The 17,482-nt window shown below is 39.5% G+C and carries 12 protein-coding genes, 1 tRNA gene and 2 pseudogenes; 12 read left to right on the top strand and 3 right to left on the bottom strand.

The genetic code is table 11. The features are described from left to right. Nucleotides 1-29: 29 nt before the first annotated feature. A pseudogene (yhbY, locus tag P20480_RS08070) lies at nucleotides 30-327 on the bottom strand (ribosome assembly RNA-binding protein YhbY). 87 nt (nucleotides 328-414) lie between these two features. On the opposite strand from yhbY, the gene rlmE reads away from it, so the two are divergent. The 8 genes and pseudogenes from rlmE to P20480_RS08110 all read left to right on the top strand — a co-directional run bounded on the left by rlmE (nucleotide 415) and on the right by P20480_RS08110 (nucleotide 8,607). Then, nucleotides 415-1,044 carry a 23S rRNA (uridine(2552)-2'-O)-methyltransferase RlmE gene (gene rlmE, locus P20480_RS08075; protein ID WP_006793907.1) on the top strand — a complete coding sequence of 210 codons (630 nt, stop codon included), beginning with the start codon at nucleotides 415-417 and terminating at the stop codon, nucleotides 1,042-1,044. Nucleotides 1,045-1,110: 66 nt separating this feature from the next. Continuing rightward, the gene (gene ftsH / locus P20480_RS08080) at nucleotides 1,111-3,054 is read left to right on the top strand and encodes an ATP-dependent zinc metalloprotease FtsH (protein ID WP_033025514.1); all 1,944 of its coding nucleotides are present in this window, start codon (nucleotides 1,111-1,113) and stop codon (nucleotides 3,052-3,054) included. Nucleotides 3,055-3,169: 115 nt separating this feature from the next. Continuing rightward, the gene (folP, locus tag P20480_RS08085) at nucleotides 3,170-4,018 is read left to right on the top strand and encodes a dihydropteroate synthase (protein WP_008130126.1); all 849 of its coding nucleotides are present in this window, start codon (nucleotides 3,170-3,172) and stop codon (nucleotides 4,016-4,018) included. Further along, on the top strand, nucleotides 4,015-5,364 hold the full coding sequence (glmM, locus tag P20480_RS08090; RefSeq protein WP_006793904.1) for a phosphoglucosamine mutase: 1,350 nt from the start codon (nucleotides 4,015-4,017) through the stop codon (nucleotides 5,362-5,364). Before folP ends, glmM begins: the two co-directional genes overlap by 4 nt. A 140-nt stretch (nucleotides 5,365-5,504) precedes the next feature. After that, nucleotides 5,505-6,184 (top strand): annotated as a pseudogene (tpiA, locus tag P20480_RS08095) (triose-phosphate isomerase). A 1-nt stretch (nucleotide 6,185) separates the two neighbouring features. Next, nucleotides 6,186-6,539: a preprotein translocase subunit SecG gene (secG, locus tag P20480_RS08100; RefSeq protein ID WP_008130122.1), complete on the top strand. Its 354-nt coding sequence runs from the start codon at nucleotides 6,186-6,188 to the stop codon at nucleotides 6,537-6,539. 67 nt (nucleotides 6,540-6,606) lie between these two features. Next, nucleotides 6,607-6,691 (top strand) — tRNA-Leu (locus P20480_RS08105). Nucleotides 6,692-6,981: 290 nt separating this feature from the next. Continuing rightward, on the top strand, nucleotides 6,982-8,607 hold the full coding sequence (locus P20480_RS08110; RefSeq protein WP_006793901.1) for a methyl-accepting chemotaxis protein: 1,626 nt from the start codon (nucleotides 6,982-6,984) through the stop codon (nucleotides 8,605-8,607). A gap of 214 nt (nucleotides 8,608-8,821) precedes the next feature. On the opposite strand, the gene P20480_RS08115 is transcribed toward P20480_RS08110, so the two are convergent. Together P20480_RS08115 and P20480_RS08120 are read right to left on the bottom strand one after the other, a co-directional pair. Beyond that, the gene (locus P20480_RS08115; protein ID WP_008130121.1) at nucleotides 8,822-9,229 is read right to left on the bottom strand and encodes a type 2 periplasmic-binding domain-containing protein; all 408 of its coding nucleotides are present in this window, start codon (nucleotides 9,227-9,229) and stop codon (nucleotides 8,822-8,824) included. A gap of 12 nt (nucleotides 9,230-9,241) precedes the next feature. Continuing rightward, nucleotides 9,242-10,387: a porin gene (locus P20480_RS08120; protein WP_006793899.1), complete on the bottom strand. Its 1,146-nt coding sequence runs from the start codon at nucleotides 10,385-10,387 to the stop codon at nucleotides 9,242-9,244. Between the two features lie 462 nt (nucleotides 10,388-10,849). Between P20480_RS08120 and P20480_RS08125 the strand changes: the two genes are divergently transcribed. The 4 genes from P20480_RS08125 to P20480_RS18185 form a co-directional block, all read left to right on the top strand. Further along, the gene (locus P20480_RS08125; RefSeq protein WP_008130118.1) at nucleotides 10,850-13,072 is read left to right on the top strand and encodes a TonB-dependent receptor; all 2,223 of its coding nucleotides are present in this window, start codon (nucleotides 10,850-10,852) and stop codon (nucleotides 13,070-13,072) included. Nucleotides 13,073-13,224: 152 nt separating this feature from the next. Continuing rightward, nucleotides 13,225-14,346: a 4-phosphoerythronate dehydrogenase gene (locus tag P20480_RS08130; RefSeq protein WP_008130114.1), complete on the top strand. Its 1,122-nt coding sequence runs from the start codon at nucleotides 13,225-13,227 to the stop codon at nucleotides 14,344-14,346. 45 nt (nucleotides 14,347-14,391) lie between these two features. After that, the gene (locus P20480_RS08135; protein WP_006793896.1) at nucleotides 14,392-15,408 is read left to right on the top strand and encodes an aspartate-semialdehyde dehydrogenase; all 1,017 of its coding nucleotides are present in this window, start codon (nucleotides 14,392-14,394) and stop codon (nucleotides 15,406-15,408) included. 350 nt (nucleotides 15,409-15,758) lie between these two features. Further along, a partial coding sequence (locus tag P20480_RS18185; protein ID WP_033025512.1) for a FimV/HubP family polar landmark protein occupies nucleotides 15,759-17,482 on the top strand: 1,724 nt, incomplete at its 3' end.

Raw genomic sequence — 17,482 nt, 5'->3', positions numbered from 1 at the left:
TAAGCGCAATAATTTACTCAGAAAGTAAATTAGTTACGCGGCAGTTGAATTTTTTTTCTCAGGGCTTTGGCGATAAAGCACAATAGTGTGGCCAATTGTTTGAAGCTTTGTCGCACCTGTTTCACGAACTATAGCTTCAAAAATAAGCGCTTTGGTTTCACGATCGTCAGTTGGTACTTTAACTTTGATTAATTCGTGAATTTCTAGTGCACTTTGAATTTCCATCACTACGCCTTCGGTTAAACCGTTAGAACCTAGTAAAACTACAGGCTTAAGGCTATGTGCCTCGCCTTTTAAAAACTGCTTTTGTTTATTTGATAATGTCATGTTTATACAAATTTTGCTGAATATGGCTTGAATTAAGGGTATTCTAACGCCATCTAGAGAATATTACTAATTAGTTGCGTGTAATTTATGACAAATAAAAAACAGTCAGCCAGTTCACAGCGATGGTTGAAAGAACATTTTGATGATAAATATGTTCAGGAAGCGCAAAAAAAAGGCTGGCGTTCAAGAGCGGTTTTTAAATTAGATGAAGTACAAAATAGAGACAAGTTACTTCGCCCTGGTATGACTGTGGTGGATTTAGGGGCTGCCCCGGGTAGTTGGTCACAGTATTTAGCCGAGAAGGTAGGTGACAAGGGGCAAGTTGTTGCTTGTGATATTTTACCTATGGACTCTCTAGCGGGCGTTGATTTTTTACAAGGTGACTTTCGTGAAGAAGCCGTGTTAGATGCTTTATTAAAACGCATTGATGGAAAAAATGTTGATGTGGTACTCTCTGACATGGCACCGAACATGAGTGGTAATAACTCAGTGGACCAAGCTGGAAGTATGTATTTAGTTGAGCTTGCGCTAGATATGTGTAATCAAGTTCTAAAGAAAAATGGTGCATTTATTGTTAAGGTTTTCCAAGGCGAAGGCTTTGATCAATACTTGCAGGAAGTACGTAATAGTTTTAAAGCAGTGAAAATACGCAAACCTGATGCCTCACGTGCCCGTTCTCGGGAAGTATATATAGTAGCGACTGGATACAAACTGTAGTACAGTTGCTTGGCGTTTAGTTGAATTTAAATTAATTGGATACAAGAGGTTAACCCCTTGAGCGATATGGCGAAAAATTTAATACTATGGCTGGTCATTGCAGTTGTGCTTATGTCAGTCTTTCAGAGCTTTAATGGTGGCGAGCAAATCGACCGTCAAACAAGTTACAGTCAGTTTGTAAAAGATGCCCGAAATGGCTCAATACAAGAAGTGGCAATCGAGAGCACCAGTGGAACAATCACAGGCACTAAAAATAATGGTGAGCGCTTTCAAACCATTATGCCAATCTACGACAAAGACATTTTAAATGACTTACTTAAAAGTGATGTAAACGTGAAAGGTGTAAAGCCTGAAGAACAATCATTTTTAGCAAGCATATTTATTTCTTGGTTCCCGATGATACTGCTTATTGGTGTATGGATTTTCTTCATGCGTCAAATGCAAGGCGGTGGCGGCAAAGGCGCTATGTCATTCGGTAAGAGCAAAGCACGTCTAATGAGCGAAGACCAAATCAAAACTACGTTCGCCGATGTTGCTGGTTGTGATGAAGCAAAAGAAGACGTTACCGAATTGGTGGACTTCCTGCGCGACCCGTCTAAATTCCAAAAATTAGGTGGTAGTATACCTAAGGGTGTACTTATGGTTGGACCGCCAGGTACAGGTAAAACGTTGCTTGCTAAGGCTGTTGCCGGCGAAGCAAAAGTACCCTTTTTTACAATTTCGGGTTCTGACTTTGTTGAAATGTTTGTTGGTGTAGGCGCATCGCGCGTGCGTGACATGTTTGAACAAGCCAAAAAAGCAGCGCCTTGTATTATCTTCATCGATGAAATTGATGCAGTAGGTCGTAAACGTGGCGCAGGTATGGGCGGCGGTAACGATGAGCGCGAACAAACATTAAACCAAATGCTGGTAGAAATGGATGGTTTTGGTGGTAACGAAGGCATAATCGTTATTGCTGCGACTAACCGCCCAGACGTATTAGACCCTGCATTACTTCGCCCAGGTCGTTTTGACCGTCAAGTAGAAGTTGGCTTACCTGATATACGCGGTCGTGAACAGATTATTAAAGTGCACATGCGTAAAGTACCATTAGGTGACAACGTTGATGCAGCTGTTATTGCTCGCGGTACACCCGGTTTTTCGGGTGCTGATTTAGCTAACTTAGTCAACGAAGCTGCACTTTATGCTGCACGTGGTAACAAACGTGTTGTAAATATGGCTGAGTTTGATGCTGCTAAAGACAAAATCATGATGGGCGCAGAGCGCAAGACCATGGTGATGAGCGAGCAAGAGAAAGAAATGACGGCATACCACGAAGCCGGCCATGCAATTGTTGGTCGCATGGTGCCAGAGCATGACCCTGTTTATAAGGTATCTATCATTCCACGTGGCCGTGCGCTAGGTGTGACTATGTATTTACCAGAACAAGATCGTGTTAGTCATTCTAAAGAGCTATTAGAATCAATGATTTCTAGCCTTTATGGTGGTCGAATCGCTGAAGCACTTATTTACGGTGCCGATAAAGTGACTACCGGTGCGAGTAACGATATTGAACGTGCAACAGACATAGCACGCAAAATGGTTACACATTGGGGGTTAAGCGAAAAATTAGGACCACTACTTTACGCCGAAGATCAAAACGAAATGTACATGGGTGGTGGCGGTAGTCGTGCATCTAACATGTCGGATGATACAGCTAAAGTAATTGATGCAGAGGTTCGTTTATTTTCAGATAGAAACTACGAGCGTGCCGAAAAAATATTGAAAGAGAATATTGATATTCTTCATTCAATGAAAGACGCGTTAATGAAATACGAAACGATTGACGCTAAGCAAATTGACGACTTAATGGCGCGCCAGCCAGTGCGTGAGCCACGCGATGCTCATGACCGTCATGAGCCTAAAGCACCACAAACAGATTCTGTAAAGGAGCCTGTTAGTGATGAAAGCCAATCAACAACAGAATCATCTAAAAAAGATGAAACAAATGTTGATGACAAAGCTGAATAATCGTTAAAATACTCAAAAACGCCCCGTACTTCGGGGTCTTTTTTGTATCGGTTTAAATTTCGCTCTAATTTTTAGTTAGATTTGTTTGAATTCTGAAAAGCAAACAAGGCTCATTATGAACAACATTATTAACTTACCAAATGGTCGAGAACTAAATTTAATTGAGCCTGTGATTATGGGTATATTAAATGTAACCCCTGATTCATTTTCAGATGGTGGTAAATTTATAGACCCCAGCATCGCTGTGCAGCGCGCATTACAGTTATTAACTGATGGCGCAAAAATAATTGATATTGGTGGTGAGTCTACTCGACCAGGTGCTCAGGCAGTTAGCCTTGATGATGAGCTTGAACGAGTGGTGCCAATAATAAAAGCAATACGTACTCAGAGTGATTGTGTTATTTCTGTTGATACGAGTAAAGCTGAGGTGATGAGGCAGGCTATTTTAGCTGGTGCAGATATGGTAAATGATGTTCGCGCATTACAAGAGCCTGACGCACTGAATGTTGTTGCACAATTTGAAAACATCGCAATTTGCTTAATGCACATGCAGGGTCAGCCCCGAAGTATGCAAACATCTCCACAATATAGTGATTTAATGGGCGATATTAATGAATTTTTCAAACGTCGCGTTAGTGCCTGTGAGGGGATGGGAATAAAAGCTCAGCAGCTTATTCTTGACCCAGGCTTTGGATTTGGAAAAACATTAAGCCATAACTACGAAATTTTGACCAAGTTTAATGATTTTAATAAATTAGGCTTGCCATTATTAGCGGGGCTTTCTCGCAAGTCGATGATTGGTAACCTGTTAAACAGAGACACAAGCGAACGAATGGCCGGCAGTTTAGCTGGCGCACTTATTGCCGCACAAAATGGTGCAAAAATAATACGCGTTCACGACGTAAAAGAAACTGCAGATGTACTTGGTGTTTACCAAGCGTGTATAAAAGGAATAATAGAATGAAACAAAGAAAGTATTTTGGCACAGATGGCGTACGTGGTTTAGTGGGAACAGCGCCAATCAACCCTGAGTTTGCAATGAAGCTGGGTTGGGCTGCAGGACGTGTGCTATCAAAAGGTGGAACAAAAAAAGTTATTATTGGTAAAGACACACGTATTTCTGGTTACATGCTTGAAACAGCCCTTGAAGCAGGTTTAATAGCCGCCGGTATTGATGTTGTTCTGCTTGGCCCAATGCCTACGCCGGCCGTTGCTTATTTAGCACAAACATTTAGGGCTGAAGCCGGTATTGTAATAAGCGCATCACATAATCCATATTACGACAACGGTATCAAATTTTTTAATGGTCAAGGTTTAAAACTTGATGATGCTGTAGAGCTTGAAATAGAGGCAATGCTTGATGAGCAAATGACCTGTGTGGCCTCAGATAAGTTAGGTAAAGCAACACGCTTGGCAAGCGCAGACGGACGTTATATTGAGTTTTGTAAGAGTCAATTTCCACAAGGGTTGTCTTTGGAGGGATTAAAAGTGGTTGTAGATTGCGCTAACGGCGCAACATATCATATTGCCCCATCAGTTATGCGTGAGCTCGGCGCTGACGTAATTACGCATGCATGTGAGCCAAATGGTGTAAATATAAACCATGAATGCGGTGCAACTCATGTAGACACGTTAAAACGCAAAGTACTTGAACATAAAGCCGATGTAGGTATAGCTTATGATGGTGACGGCGACCGTGTAATGATGGTTGACCATAATGGCCGTGTATTTGATGGTGACGACTTAGTTTATATAATTGCTTGTCAGGCAGCGAACGATCATATTTTAGGTGGCGGTGTTGTTGGTACTGTTATGTCAAATATGGGCCTTGAAAATGCACTTAAAGCAAAAGGCATTGAGTTTGCTAGAAGCAAAGTTGGCGATCGCTATGTAATGGAATTACTTCAGCAAAAAGGGTGGAAAATTGGTGGAGAGAGTTCAGGCCATGTACTCAATCTAGACTTAATTTCAACGGGTGATGGTATTATATCAAGCTTGCAAGTGCTGGCTGCTATGGTTGCACAAAATAGAACGCTTCAAGATTTAGGCGCCGGGTTTACAAAATACCCAATGAAAATGATTAACGTGCGTTATACACCGGGTACCGATCCTACAACGGCGCCAAAAGTCCTTGCGGCAGTCGAAGAAGTGGAACAAAACTTAGGTAATAAGGGCCGTGTTTTACTCCGTAAATCAGGCACTGAACCTGTCGTTCGTGTTATGGTTGAAGCAGAACAAGAAAAAATAGTATTAGACAGTGCACGTAAGATTGCAGAGATTGTCGAATCTATGAGCAAACAACCTGATTGATAACAATAACCTCTTGTAACTTTGGGCGAGAAAAGTTAATATCTCGCCCGCTTTCTAATGTGGAGTGGAAAATGGCAATACGTAAGGCAATGGTCGCTGGCAATTGGAAAATGAATGGCTCAATAGAGCTAGTCAAAGATATGTCGGATGCTATAAATAGTATTAAATCACCAGAAATAGATGTTATTTTATTTCCTCCATTCCCACTTGTTTCAGCAATGATTGCAAGCGGTGTCATAACAGGTGCTCAAACTGTATCTGAAAACACGCCTGGCGCTTTTACTGGTGAAGTTGATGCACAACTACTGAAAGACCTTGGCGTAAATTATGCGCTAGTTGGCCATTCAGAACGTCGTAGTATTTATAACGAAAGCAGCGATGTTATTGCTGATAAATTTGCTAGAGCTCAATCGGCTGGTTTAATACCCGTTCTTTGTGTTGGCGAGAGTGAAGCAGAGCAAGAAAGTGGACAAACAGAACATGTAGTTGCTGCTCAAATAGATGCGGTAATTAAAAAATTAGGTGTAGCAGCGCTGAAAGATTCTGTGATAGCATACGAGCCCGTTTGGGCCATAGGCACAGGTAAGACTGCATCGCCAGAACAGGCACAAGCTGTTCACAAATTTATCCGTGACAAAATTGCGTCTTTAGACAGTGATTTAGCACAAGGGCTTACCATCTTATATGGTGGAAGCGTTAACGAAAAAATAGCGAATTATTATTTGCACAACCAGATATTGATGGTGGCCTTATTGGGGGCGCTAGTCTAAAAGCAGCATCTTTTGTTGCGATCTGTAACAGTGCAAAAGGGACCGTATAAGATGTACGAAATTTTATTAGTAGTTTATTTAGTTGTAGCTTTAGCTTTAGTTGGTATGGTTTTAATCCAACAAGGTAAAGGTGCTGATATGGGGTCTTCATTTGGTGCAGGCGCTTCTGGGACTGTGTTTGGTTCTTCAGGTGCTGGTAACTTTATGACAAAGACAACAACAAGCCTAGCTACAGTCTTTTTTGTGTTGAGTATTGTTCTAGGTAACTTAACAGCCGGTCAGATCAAACAGACTGATGAATGGGAAAATCTAGAAGCAGCACCTGCTGTTGAAACAGTGGTCCCTGTTGAAGAAGATGTTCCAGTTACTTCTAACAAAGAAAGTAACTCAGACGTACCAAACTAATACAGTTTACTGTTCAGCTATTTGTTAACCTCAAACAGATAAAACAAGCGAACAAAAATTTAAAATAGCGGATGTGGTGGAATTGGTAGACACGCTACCTTGAGGGGGTAGTGCTTTAGGGCGTGGGGGTTCAAGTCCCCCCATCCGCACCAAATTTAAAACCAGTAGCAATTATGTTACTGGTTTTTTTATACCTAAAATTTGCTTTGGTTGTTTTTTGCACTTAAAACGTTTGGTTATAACAATAATTTAGATTCTTTGGTGATATTTTTAACAGGAAACACATCGTGTACCCAATAAAGTCAATTTACTTGTGTTAATTTCAGTTTTTAGCTTAATTAATGATTAAAATGAAAAAAAAACTAGAAATTTTACAAATTTAACTCACACTTATCAGTATTGAGCCGATAATATATTTAGATAACTCAAAAAGGTAAATAGTATGGCTTCAGGCTTCTCTTTTCAAAACCTAAGCATAACTAAAAAAATACATGCAATAACATGTATTGCAGTTGTTGCTTTTATAATTATGGTATTAATTAATTTTCTTGCCATAGATGATAATAGAGCTTCTTTAGATGAAATGGGCAACTCTTCATATAAGGTTGTAAAGTTAACATCAGCGAACGTAGGGCTCTTAGAAAAACTAGATGAGCTTTACACCCAAGCAGTTACATTTGGCGAACAAGACTTAATAACTAAAGCTGATGATACTTACAAAACAATTGAATCAAACATAAATTTAATTAAGCAAATGAGTAATGGCTACATTAGCAATGATGTAGTGAAAGAATTAGCCGACTACGAGAAGATATCAGCTACAATTGCTAATGGTATGGTAAATGGCACGGCCGATTTTAGTAAAATTCAGCAACAAGCCCAGTTAAAAACAAGTCTTTACGGTTCTGTTTTAGAGAGCTTTAAGGCAGCCCAACAAAAGGCAGATAACCGCTTTTTTGAATTAGTTGAAAGCACTAATACGCGCTCAGATAATGCCCTTACTTTAATGCTTGTTGTATCTATTGTATCTTTATTATTGCTTTTATTTATGGCAATTTGGATTGCGAAAAACATTGGCTCATCAGCAAGCGATGCTGCAAATAATTTAAGCTTATTAGCAAATGGAAAAGGCTCTTTAAGTACTCAATTAACCGTAAATTCTAAAGATGAAATTGGCCAAGTTTCTATTAACTTTAATGCTTTTATTGCGCTGTTAAAAGAAACCGTACTTGAAGTAATTGCTGTATGTGAGCCATTGATGGAAAACTCTACCCGTTTAGTACAGGGTATGGAGCAGGCTGAACGCGCAACAACAAAACAAACAACAGATGCTGAAATTGTTAAGCAATCAATGGAAGAGATGAAGCAAAGTGTTGGTGATATTTCTCAATCTGCAGCAAATGCATCACATGCGGCTGAAACGGCAGAAAAAGAAGTAGAGCAAAGCCGTACCCAGGTACAAATGTCTGTCAATGCATCTCGTACGCTAAGTGATGAAATTAACCAAGCAGCAACAACAATTAATAAACTTGCGGACGATACAAAAAACGTATCACAAATATTGAATGTAATTACTTCAATTGCCGATCAAACCAACTTACTTGCGCTTAATGCGGCTATTGAGGCTGCGCGTGCTGGTGAACATGGCCGTGGGTTTGCGGTAGTAGCTGATGAAGTACGAGAACTTGCTTCACGAACCGCCCATTCAACGAATGAAATACGCGAATTGTTAGGTGCTTTGACGACTGCTGCTAATGATTCGGTTACTGCGATGACTTCAGCTCGAGATATGGCAACAGATAATGCAACAGCGGCTGAAAAAACAGGAATATCAATTGAGAAAATTGCTGAGCAAATGCTAGAAATAAATGGCATGAACTCACAAATAGCAGCAGCAACTGAAGAGCAAACATCGGTTGCAGCCATGGTTGTAGAAAATGTATCTAATATGCATGTTTCTTTTGAAGATACCATGGACTCATTACTGGCTGTAAGAGATGTAGCTAAAAACCTACATTACTTATCAGATAACTTATTAGACGCTACAGCCAAATTCAGAATTGAATAATTAACCTGAACAGCTAAAGTCTCTATTAAAGCCTCCTTTTGGAGGCTTTGTTGTTTTGAAGGCTAGCTAGGTATGTCTCACCAGCCTGCAACAATAGAACAACTTAGAACGCAAGATTGGACACGAGATTAACTTGTTAAGCCAACAGACATAACTTTTTACAGGTATAAAAAAACCACCATTTGGTGGTTTTTTTAATTTACGGGCTAACCGGCTAAAAGGTCGCAACCACTTTTACATTGTCACTAACTTTTGCGCTATCTACATAACCGATAGCATCTGCATTAGCTGCTACAAAATCTATTACAGCTTGATCTGAGCCTAATTTCTCTGGAGGTGTCCCTTTACCTGTAAATACAAGTTTAGACCAGTAAGCATTAAGCTGGCTGCCAGATTTACCTACAACTTTATCGTTAAACTCATCTGCAGCAGCGGTACCATCTTGGTTTACTGGGTTTACCTTAGTACCATCACCAAATGACTTGGCTTTACCAAGGTATATCTTTTTAATTGTATCTGCATCTAAAGCATTTGCGTTACCAGCGTTAACTATTACTGCAACTTCTGCAAAAGCATTAATTGAGCACAATGAAAGTGCACTAGCTAAAATTAATTTTTTCATTATCTGCTCCAATTAAAATACAAGATCAACGCCAACAGCAACAACATCAGTTTCTGTATCGGTTACATCGTCTTCAAAGCGGCTAAAGTCAATTTTAAATGCTGCAGAAGGGTGGAAGTCATAACGCGCGCCGATAGTGTATACATTGCTTTGCGCTTGAACACCTGTCAATGCACCGTTTATAGCAGCATTCAGACTTGGCACTGTTGCAATTGGATCGAAGCGAGATGCATCATGTTTATCGTCATTATCTTCATACGTAAAATGAACTATAACGTCATCCAAGCGATAACCTACAGATGCATAGTATTGTGTTTGCTCAGTCAAAATGCTGTTTTCTACTTCAAACTGTGTATATTCAGCGTCGAATAAGAAATTATCATAATCAATTGAGAAGCCAAAGCCTAGGAAGTAACTGTCATCTTCGTCAATTGCAATATCGTCAGCTAACGTGTTTAAGCTGTTTGCACGAAGTGCTGCTTCTAAGCCATTTAACGCAGCGCCGCTAGGGTCTGTTCCGTCAAGTGCAAATGATGTTTCTGCAACCAAGTATGCAGCACGTACACTGAACCAGTCATATGCAAGTGTCCAGTTAATGCCTGCAAAATCGTTAAGTTCGCCTTGAGTTTTTTCAGTAATTGCATCTAATTCGCCGTCATAGCTTCCGTACATTAGCTGCACCGTTGAATCCCAATCGCCAAGCTGTGTATTGTGCAATAAGCTTAAACCTTCATATGTAGAAAAAGGAATACCATAAACTGACTGAGGTGGGCGTACCCAACGATAAGCGTAACCAACATCCAAAAAGTCTGAATAGCGGAAAAATGGAGCTCGCATTTTACCCGCGCTAATTTGTAACTCGTCGCTTAGTTCATAAGTTACGTAAGCCCATTCAAATTCTGCGTCGAAATCATTTTCACCACGGGCAACAATTTGAGCTGTGGCCGTTAGTTTCTCCATTAGGTCAGCTGATAGCTGTAATGCAAAGACACTTTCGTTTTTAAATGAAATGTCATCATCATATCCATATAAGGTGCTGTCACTATCAAGGCTCTTTCCACCGACAATTGATGCAAAGCCATTAATTCGAACTTCGGCGCTAGCATAGTTTGTTGCTAAAGCCGCACATAATGCTACTGCTACAGATAGCTTTTTCATATGTATTTCCTATTAGTTAATTAGATGTTGATTCAAGCGTATTATAGAAGTGAAATAGAGCTATATCTAATCAATTTAGCAAGTTAGTAATAAAAATTAATAAACTTAATACTTTGTTATTGTTTTTTGCGGTATATATCTGAAATTTTTAATGTAGGTTAATGATTTTAAGTAAAATATCAAAATAAGTTGCAACCAATTTAATTTCATAACATATATTTACAGCGTGAGGTTTTATGCCGTAATTGCATAAGAGGCAAGTATAGCTGCAACGTGTTAGCTTTTCCTCCATTAGGTACGTTTTTACTTTTATCAAAAAATAAATACATAAATTCACAATTGTGTAATATAATGCCCTTCCAGAGGAAAGATGCTACCACGCATCTTTTTTTATGCCCAAAACTTACTGGTTGCACCAGTAAATGCATAATAAATAATTTACGGTATCCTTTGGAGAATATTTTGAAACTACGCAAACTCTCACAGTTAAGCCTAGCAATAGTTGCTGCCCTGACTACCTCAGTAAACGCTGAAGAAACCAAAACAACAGCAAAGCAAGATGCGTTTGAAAAAATTGAAGTTACAGCTCGTAAACGTACAGAGAGCTTGTTTGAATCTCCAACCGCTATCACATCAATTGGTGCTAACTTAATTGATAAAGCCAATATGAGTAACCTTGAAGATATTGGTAAATACGTCCCTAATCTAAATATCACACGTTACGGTGTAGGCAATGCAGCCCATGCTTCTGTATTTATCCGTGGTATTGGCTTACAAGATCACATTATTACTACTGACCCAGGTGTGGGTGTATACCTTGATGGGGTTTACTTAGGTCGTCAAATGGGGTCTAACTTATCATTACCAAATGTTGAGCGTGTTGAAGTACTGCGCGGCCCACAGGGTACCTTATATGGCCGTAACACGTTAGGTGGTGCGGTAAACGTTATTACCAAACAGCCGGGCGATGAAGGTATTTTAACAACGTCTGCAAAGTTAGGTAGCCGTGGCCGTATTGCCGGCGATGTGTACTTTAATAACTCATTAAATGATGAGTTAAGTATGTCAGCAAGTGCGTCATACAAAACACGTGACGGCGTTGGCGAAGCAGTGAACCTAGCGAACCCTGAAAAAGAAATTGGTGAAGAAGAAGAGTTTAGCGGCCGCGTAGCCCTTAAATGGCAGGCTAATAGCGATTTAGCGTTTACTTTTTCACTTGATGGTGTTGATAACGAGTCGGGTCAATCTCCTTACACTATTGAGTTAACTGAGCCGCTTGATGCAAATGATGTATTTAATGGTGACTTCCCTTTATTAACACAGGACATGATCCCATCAGACCCTGATGATCTAGGCACTACCGTTGCTGGTATTGAATCTACGTCTTACTCAGGGTGGGGTACGTCATTTACTGCTGATTGGGCAATTGATGATACGTACACGGCTAAATTTATTTCGAGTTACCGCACTTCTGAATACGAAGGTGGACTTGATGATGATGCGTCACCTCTTAACTTATCTGAGTTCCCAGAAGAGGGTGGTGCAGACCAGTACTCGTTTGAAATCCAACTAAATGCGACTTACGACAATATGGACTTTGTATCAGGCCTTTACTTCTTTAATGAAGATGGTTTTACACGTTCTGGTCCATTTGTATTTAGCCCATTCAACACACCTAATGGTTTATTAAATGATGGTGTTACACCTTCATTTGGTGGCTATGGTGACTTTGAAATAAACCAAGAAACAAACTCATACGCTGTATACTTTAATACAAGTTACGATTTAACAGATGATTTAAGTATTGGTGGTGGCCTTCGATACTCAAAAGATGAGAAAGATGCCGATGCGATTTTCCCTACATTTGCTGAACGTAAATACGTAAGTGCAGAGTTTGACGCTGTGACGTGGGATATTAATGCATCTTACCAAATCAGTAACAACATGAACGTTTATGGTCAAATTCAAAAAGGTTATCAAACTGGTGGCTTCCCACCACGTCCATTTGGTGGACCTGATCAGTTTGTATCGTTCGACGAAACTAAAGCCGTTAACTACGAAATGGGCTTGAAAGGCCAGGTACACGAAAACGTATCTATGATGCTAGCGGTATTTGTTACTGATTACACTGATTTAGCACTTCCGTTTTCAGATCCAACAGCGGGTGGTGGTTTTGTAACTATTGTTGAAAATGCGGGTCAATCAAAAGCACAAGGTATAGAGCTTGAAACCACCGTTGCTATCACTGACGACTTTACAATAAGAAGTGCGGTAGGTTACTTAGATTCAGAAATTACAGAGGTTGATGCCGGCGTTCAAGGTATTGGTAAAGGTGATTCACCGGCTTTAACACCTCGCTGGACTGTAATGGTTGCCCCATCATACTTTATGGATTTAGACAGTGGTGCAACGGTTGCGCTAAATGCTAATTATTCATACCGTAGTGAAATGCAAGGTCAGTCAGTATATAGCCAAAGTGAAACAATTGATTCGCGTGAGTTAGTTGGCTTTAACATTTCTTACACTAACGCATATGGCGATATGGAAGTAACACTTTATGGCGAAAACGTTCTGAACGAAGTATACGATGTAGGTCGTCTACAACAATCAGGCTTTGTTGGTGTTATGAGAAGCAACGACCGTAGTGAGTTTGGTTTAAAATTCAAAAAAGATTTTGAGTTATAAACTTAAGTTTGCGTAAAAATACAATGTAATTTAAACATTATATTTTATTTTGCTAAAAAGGCCGGATCAGTTTTTGATTCGGCCTTTTTAGTTTGTGCAAAGGTCTGGTTGTTCGATACAATAGCGCCCTTAATTGCCAAATGGACTCTGTGATGAAAATTCTTGCCGATCAAAACATGCCTTTAGTTGAGCAGTACTTTTCAGATTTTGGTGAGGTTGAGCGGTTTGATGGACGTAACTTAAAACCTGACCAACTGATAGACGTAGAAGTATTACTCACCCGATCAGTTACCAATGTTACTAGTGAGTTATTAGCAAAAGCGAATAATTTAAGTTTTGTTGGTACTGCGACTATTGGTATCGATCATATTGATACAGCTCTTTTGAAAGACAAAAACATCGCATTTACAAGTGCGCCTGGGTGTAATGCCATTGCTGTTGCAGAGTATGTTATTAGCAGCTTATTTGCGTTAAGCCAAGAAAACGCCCGCCCATTAACAGGGCAAACTATTGGCATAGTAGGGGTCGGAAGTATTGGCAGTTGTTTGGCTAAAAAGTTAAAAGCATTAAATGTAAAGCTGCTTTTGTGCGATCCGTTAAAACATGCACAAGGGTTATTAAATGAGCATGTAGAGTTAGATGAACTACTTGCACAATCAGATATTGTAACTTTCCATGTGCCACTTGTTAAAAAAGGGCCTCATAAAACACTTCACATGATGGATAAAGTAAGGCTTAACGCCTTAAAACCGGGTACTACGATAATTAATGCCAGCCGAGGGGATGTTATTGACAATAGTGCTTTACTAGATTTAATGGAAGCAGGGGCCGATTTAGATTTAGTGCTTGATGTGTGGGAAAATGAACCTAATATTTTAACAGATTTACTTGCACATGTACGCTATGCCAGTGTACACATTGCAGGCCATACCTTAGAGGGTAAGGCAAGAGGTACACAAATGCTGTATCAAAAGCTATGCGAACTCAAAGGCGTTGAAGCTATGAAATCGTTAGGCGATTTTTTACCGGTACCAGCTATTACGCAGGCTACTGTTAGTTCAAGTTTTACAGAGCAAGACATCGCACGCTTAGTGCACACAATTTACGATGTAAGAAGGGATGATGGGATTTTACTTCGTCATCTAGAGTCGGATGGTTTTGATAGTTTACGTAAAAACTATCCTGTAAGGAGAGAATTTAGCACCTTAACCGTTAATGGTGATGGCTCGCAGTTAGCTGCCTTAGGTCAACTTGGTTTTAAACTAACCAACTAATTATTAATTTAACGGTGTTTTAATATCGTTTAAAGAGGAAAAAATATGTCGCAAAAATATAACGTTGCCGTACTTGGTGCTACTGGTTTAGTAGGGCGTCAAATTATCGAAACATTAGCAGATCGTAAATTTCCGGTTGATCAGCTATTTTTGCTTGCGAGCAGCCGCAGTGCAGGTGAAGACATTAAGTTTCGTGGTGAGACAATTGAAGTACAAGACGTTGAAGGCTTTGATTTTAGCCAAGCGCATATTGGATTGTTTTCTGCCGGTGGGAGCGTCTCAGAAAAATATGCCCCAATTGCAGCCGATGCAGGTTGTATAGTTATTGATAACACCTCGCATTTTAGAAATGATTTTGAAATCCCCCTTGTCGTACCTGAAGTAAACGCCTCAAGTCTTGCCGACTTTAGAAATCGTAATATTATTGCAAACCCAAATTGTTCGACTATTCAAATGATGTTGGCACTAAAGCCAATTTACGACGCGTATGGTATTGATCGAATAAATGTATCAACTTACCAAGCGGTATCAGGGGCTGGGAAAGAAGCTGTTGATGAGTTAGCAAAGCAAACAGCTAACTTGATGAATGCACGCCCAATGGATAATGAAATATTTCCTAAGCAAATAGCCTTTAATGTTATTCCGCAAATAGATAGCTTTGAAGATAACGGCTATACCCGCGAAGAAATGAAAATGGTAAACGAAACGCACAAAATATTAGGTGATACAACAATCGCAATAAACCCAACGTGTGTGCGTGTTCCTGTGTTTTTTGGTCATTCTGAATCTATTAATATTGAAACACGTATGCAATACGACTTCGAACACGTTAAACAGCTGTTAAATGATGCACCAGGCGTTGAGCTAATTGACGATGAAGGTGATTATCCAACAGCGGTTTCCGATGCCAGTGGTAACGATACTGTATATGTTGGCCGTTTGCGCGCTGATATTTCACACCCTCATGGCCTAAATATGTGGGTTGTTAGTGATAATACCCGTAAAGGTGCTGCAACCAATAGCGTTCAAATAGCTGAAGAGTTAATAGAAAATTATATGTAACATTTTTAAATGTTAAGCACTCTTTAAAAGCGGTAAGCACTATGTGTTTGCCGCTTTTTGTTTAAATAGAGTGCCACTTTTTTGCCGTTTTTTATAATATTTAATAAAGTTACTGATAATACTCAATAAATCAATATTAAAAATGTGTTGTTAAGGCATTTCTTTTCAATGTGTTGCAATGGATATTGTGCCCTAAGTGGTTTATAGTTTGTAATTGGAATAGAGCTTGCAACAAAAATAGATTGTAATAACAAATGTGAGTCAGTCATTAGACTGATAAGGCAAGAGTAATCAATGTTTACGCACCTATTTAAGAGTGCTTTGTAACATTTAGACATTAAAGGATCAGCATGCGCGGTTTGGCTATACTTATAATATTAGCGTCTGCACTGGTAGTAACGCCTGTATATACACAAGATAGTACCCAATTAAAGGGGCCTAAAGGCGTTGACTATGGTGCTCAAGGGCGGTCTATTGGTCCGATTAAACCCACCGATACACTTTGGCGCATAGCCGTAAAAGTGCGTCCAGATAACTCTGTAAGTATTTATCAAGTTATGCAGGCCTTGTATAACAAAAACCCCGACTCATTTTTAGATCAAAACCTCAATCATATGCGAAGTGGGGCCTATTTAAAAATACCCACTTTATCTGAAATTAGACGTGTGAATACTCAACTAGCTAGGCAGCGTTCTGAGCAAGATGACGAGTTATGGGAAAAGAAAAAAAACGGAACACTTACACAAACTGAAATAACATCAGCTCAAACACAAGTTACACAAGCGCGTAAAGTTGATGTAGACGACGCCAAAAAAGAGTTACAAAAAGAAATAAAAGAAATCAAAACCGACCAAACTAATAAATTAGTTGAGTTACAGCAACAGTTTAAAAGTTCAGTAACAAATGTTGAAGAGATTTTAGTTGAGAATAATAACCTTAAAAAACAGCTGACTGGAATTTCTAAAGAGCTCGAAAATGTTCGCCAACAATTAGGGCAAGATAGTGAAATACAGCTGCAGCTAAAGGAATTAATACTTAAACAAAATGAAATAATTGCCCAGCAAAAAGCTAAAGAGGTTGAACCTCAAAGCAGTTTTGACTTACTAGCCTTGTTGTCAAACCCTATTGTGCTTGGGCTGTTAATGTTCATTCCCGGATTATTGATTATCTTTGCAATTGTTATGTTTCTTCGCAAAAGAAAAGGCAATCAAGAAGAGTCTCAAGCAGATGATGAATTTTTACCGCAAACTCCAACTTATTCTAATGAGGATGACTTAGCAACTGATCCACTTGATGACCCAATCATTCCAGATCCATTGGATGACTTGAGCGTTCAATTAGATGATCATCTCGAAGGTGACATGCTTCCAGATGATGATTTATTAGAAGATGACTCAGACGAACTTGATGATTCAGATAACTTACTTGATCAAGACGAGTTAGAAGGCCTTCTTAGCGACGATATTGTTTTTGATGATGAAAGTGACGAAGACGATGAAGTCGATATTTTCACGCAACAAGGATTTGACGACAGTGCTGATGATAGCTTGGACGATATTGATTTAGATTTAGACCAAGAACCGTCTGGCACCGATGATATTTTAAGTAATGATGACTTAGATAGCCTATTTGACGAAGATGACAGCTTACCTGAGTTTGATTCACCAGCAGAAAAAGAGCCACAAAGTGATAGTTTAGAATCTAACGATGAAATGGCAGCATTGAGCGAAGAGCTTGCGACCGATGATTTTGATATAGATGATTTACTTGATCAAACGAGTGCCGAACCAGTAGACACGTCTGATAAAACTTCTGAAGAAAGTGACGATTTTGACTTAGACGATATCGACAGCTTAATTGATGAAGCAAATGATGATTCAGCTAATGAAACGCCAACGGATACGTTAGTTGAAGAAAGTGATGACTTTGATTTGGACGATATCGACAGCTTAATTGATGAAGCAAATGATGATTCAGCTAATGAAACGCCAACTGATACGTTAGTTGAAGAAAGTGATGAATTTGATTTGGACGATATCGACAGTTTAATCGATGAAGCAAATGAAGATTCCGT

Source organism: Pseudoalteromonas sp. BSi20480, from assembly GCF_000241365.1.
In the GTDB taxonomy this organism is placed as follows: Bacteria; Pseudomonadota; Gammaproteobacteria; order Enterobacterales; family Alteromonadaceae; genus Pseudoalteromonas; species Pseudoalteromonas marina.
This window is presented reverse-complemented; position numbering and strand designations above follow the sequence as displayed.

Bases quoted from the DNA above. Each gene is read 5' to 3' on its own strand.
- ftsH (WP_033025514.1), top strand. From the start codon at position 1,111: ATGGCGAAAAATTTAATACTATGGCTGGTCATTGCAGTTGTGCTTATG.
- glmM (WP_006793904.1), top strand. From the start codon at position 4,015: ATGAAACAAAGAAAGTATTTTGGCACAGATGGCGTACGTGGTTTAGTG.
- P20480_RS08120 (WP_006793899.1), bottom strand. From the start codon at position 10,387: ATGAAAAAGCTATCTGTAGCAGTAGCATTATGTGCGGCTTTAGCAACA.
- rlmE (WP_006793907.1), top strand. From the start codon at position 415: ATGACAAATAAAAAACAGTCAGCCAGTTCACAGCGATGGTTGAAAGAA.
- P20480_RS08115 (WP_008130121.1), bottom strand. From the start codon at position 9,229: ATGAAAAAATTAATTTTAGCTAGTGCACTTTCATTGTGCTCAATTAAT.
- P20480_RS08135 (WP_006793896.1), top strand. From the start codon at position 14,392: ATGTCGCAAAAATATAACGTTGCCGTACTTGGTGCTACTGGTTTAGTA.
- P20480_RS08130 (WP_008130114.1), top strand. From the start codon at position 13,225: ATGAAAATTCTTGCCGATCAAAACATGCCTTTAGTTGAGCAGTACTTT.
- P20480_RS08110 (WP_006793901.1), top strand. From the start codon at position 6,982: ATGGCTTCAGGCTTCTCTTTTCAAAACCTAAGCATAACTAAAAAAATA.
- secG (WP_008130122.1), top strand. From the start codon at position 6,186: ATGTACGAAATTTTATTAGTAGTTTATTTAGTTGTAGCTTTAGCTTTA.
- folP (WP_008130126.1), top strand. From the start codon at position 3,170: ATGAACAACATTATTAACTTACCAAATGGTCGAGAACTAAATTTAATT.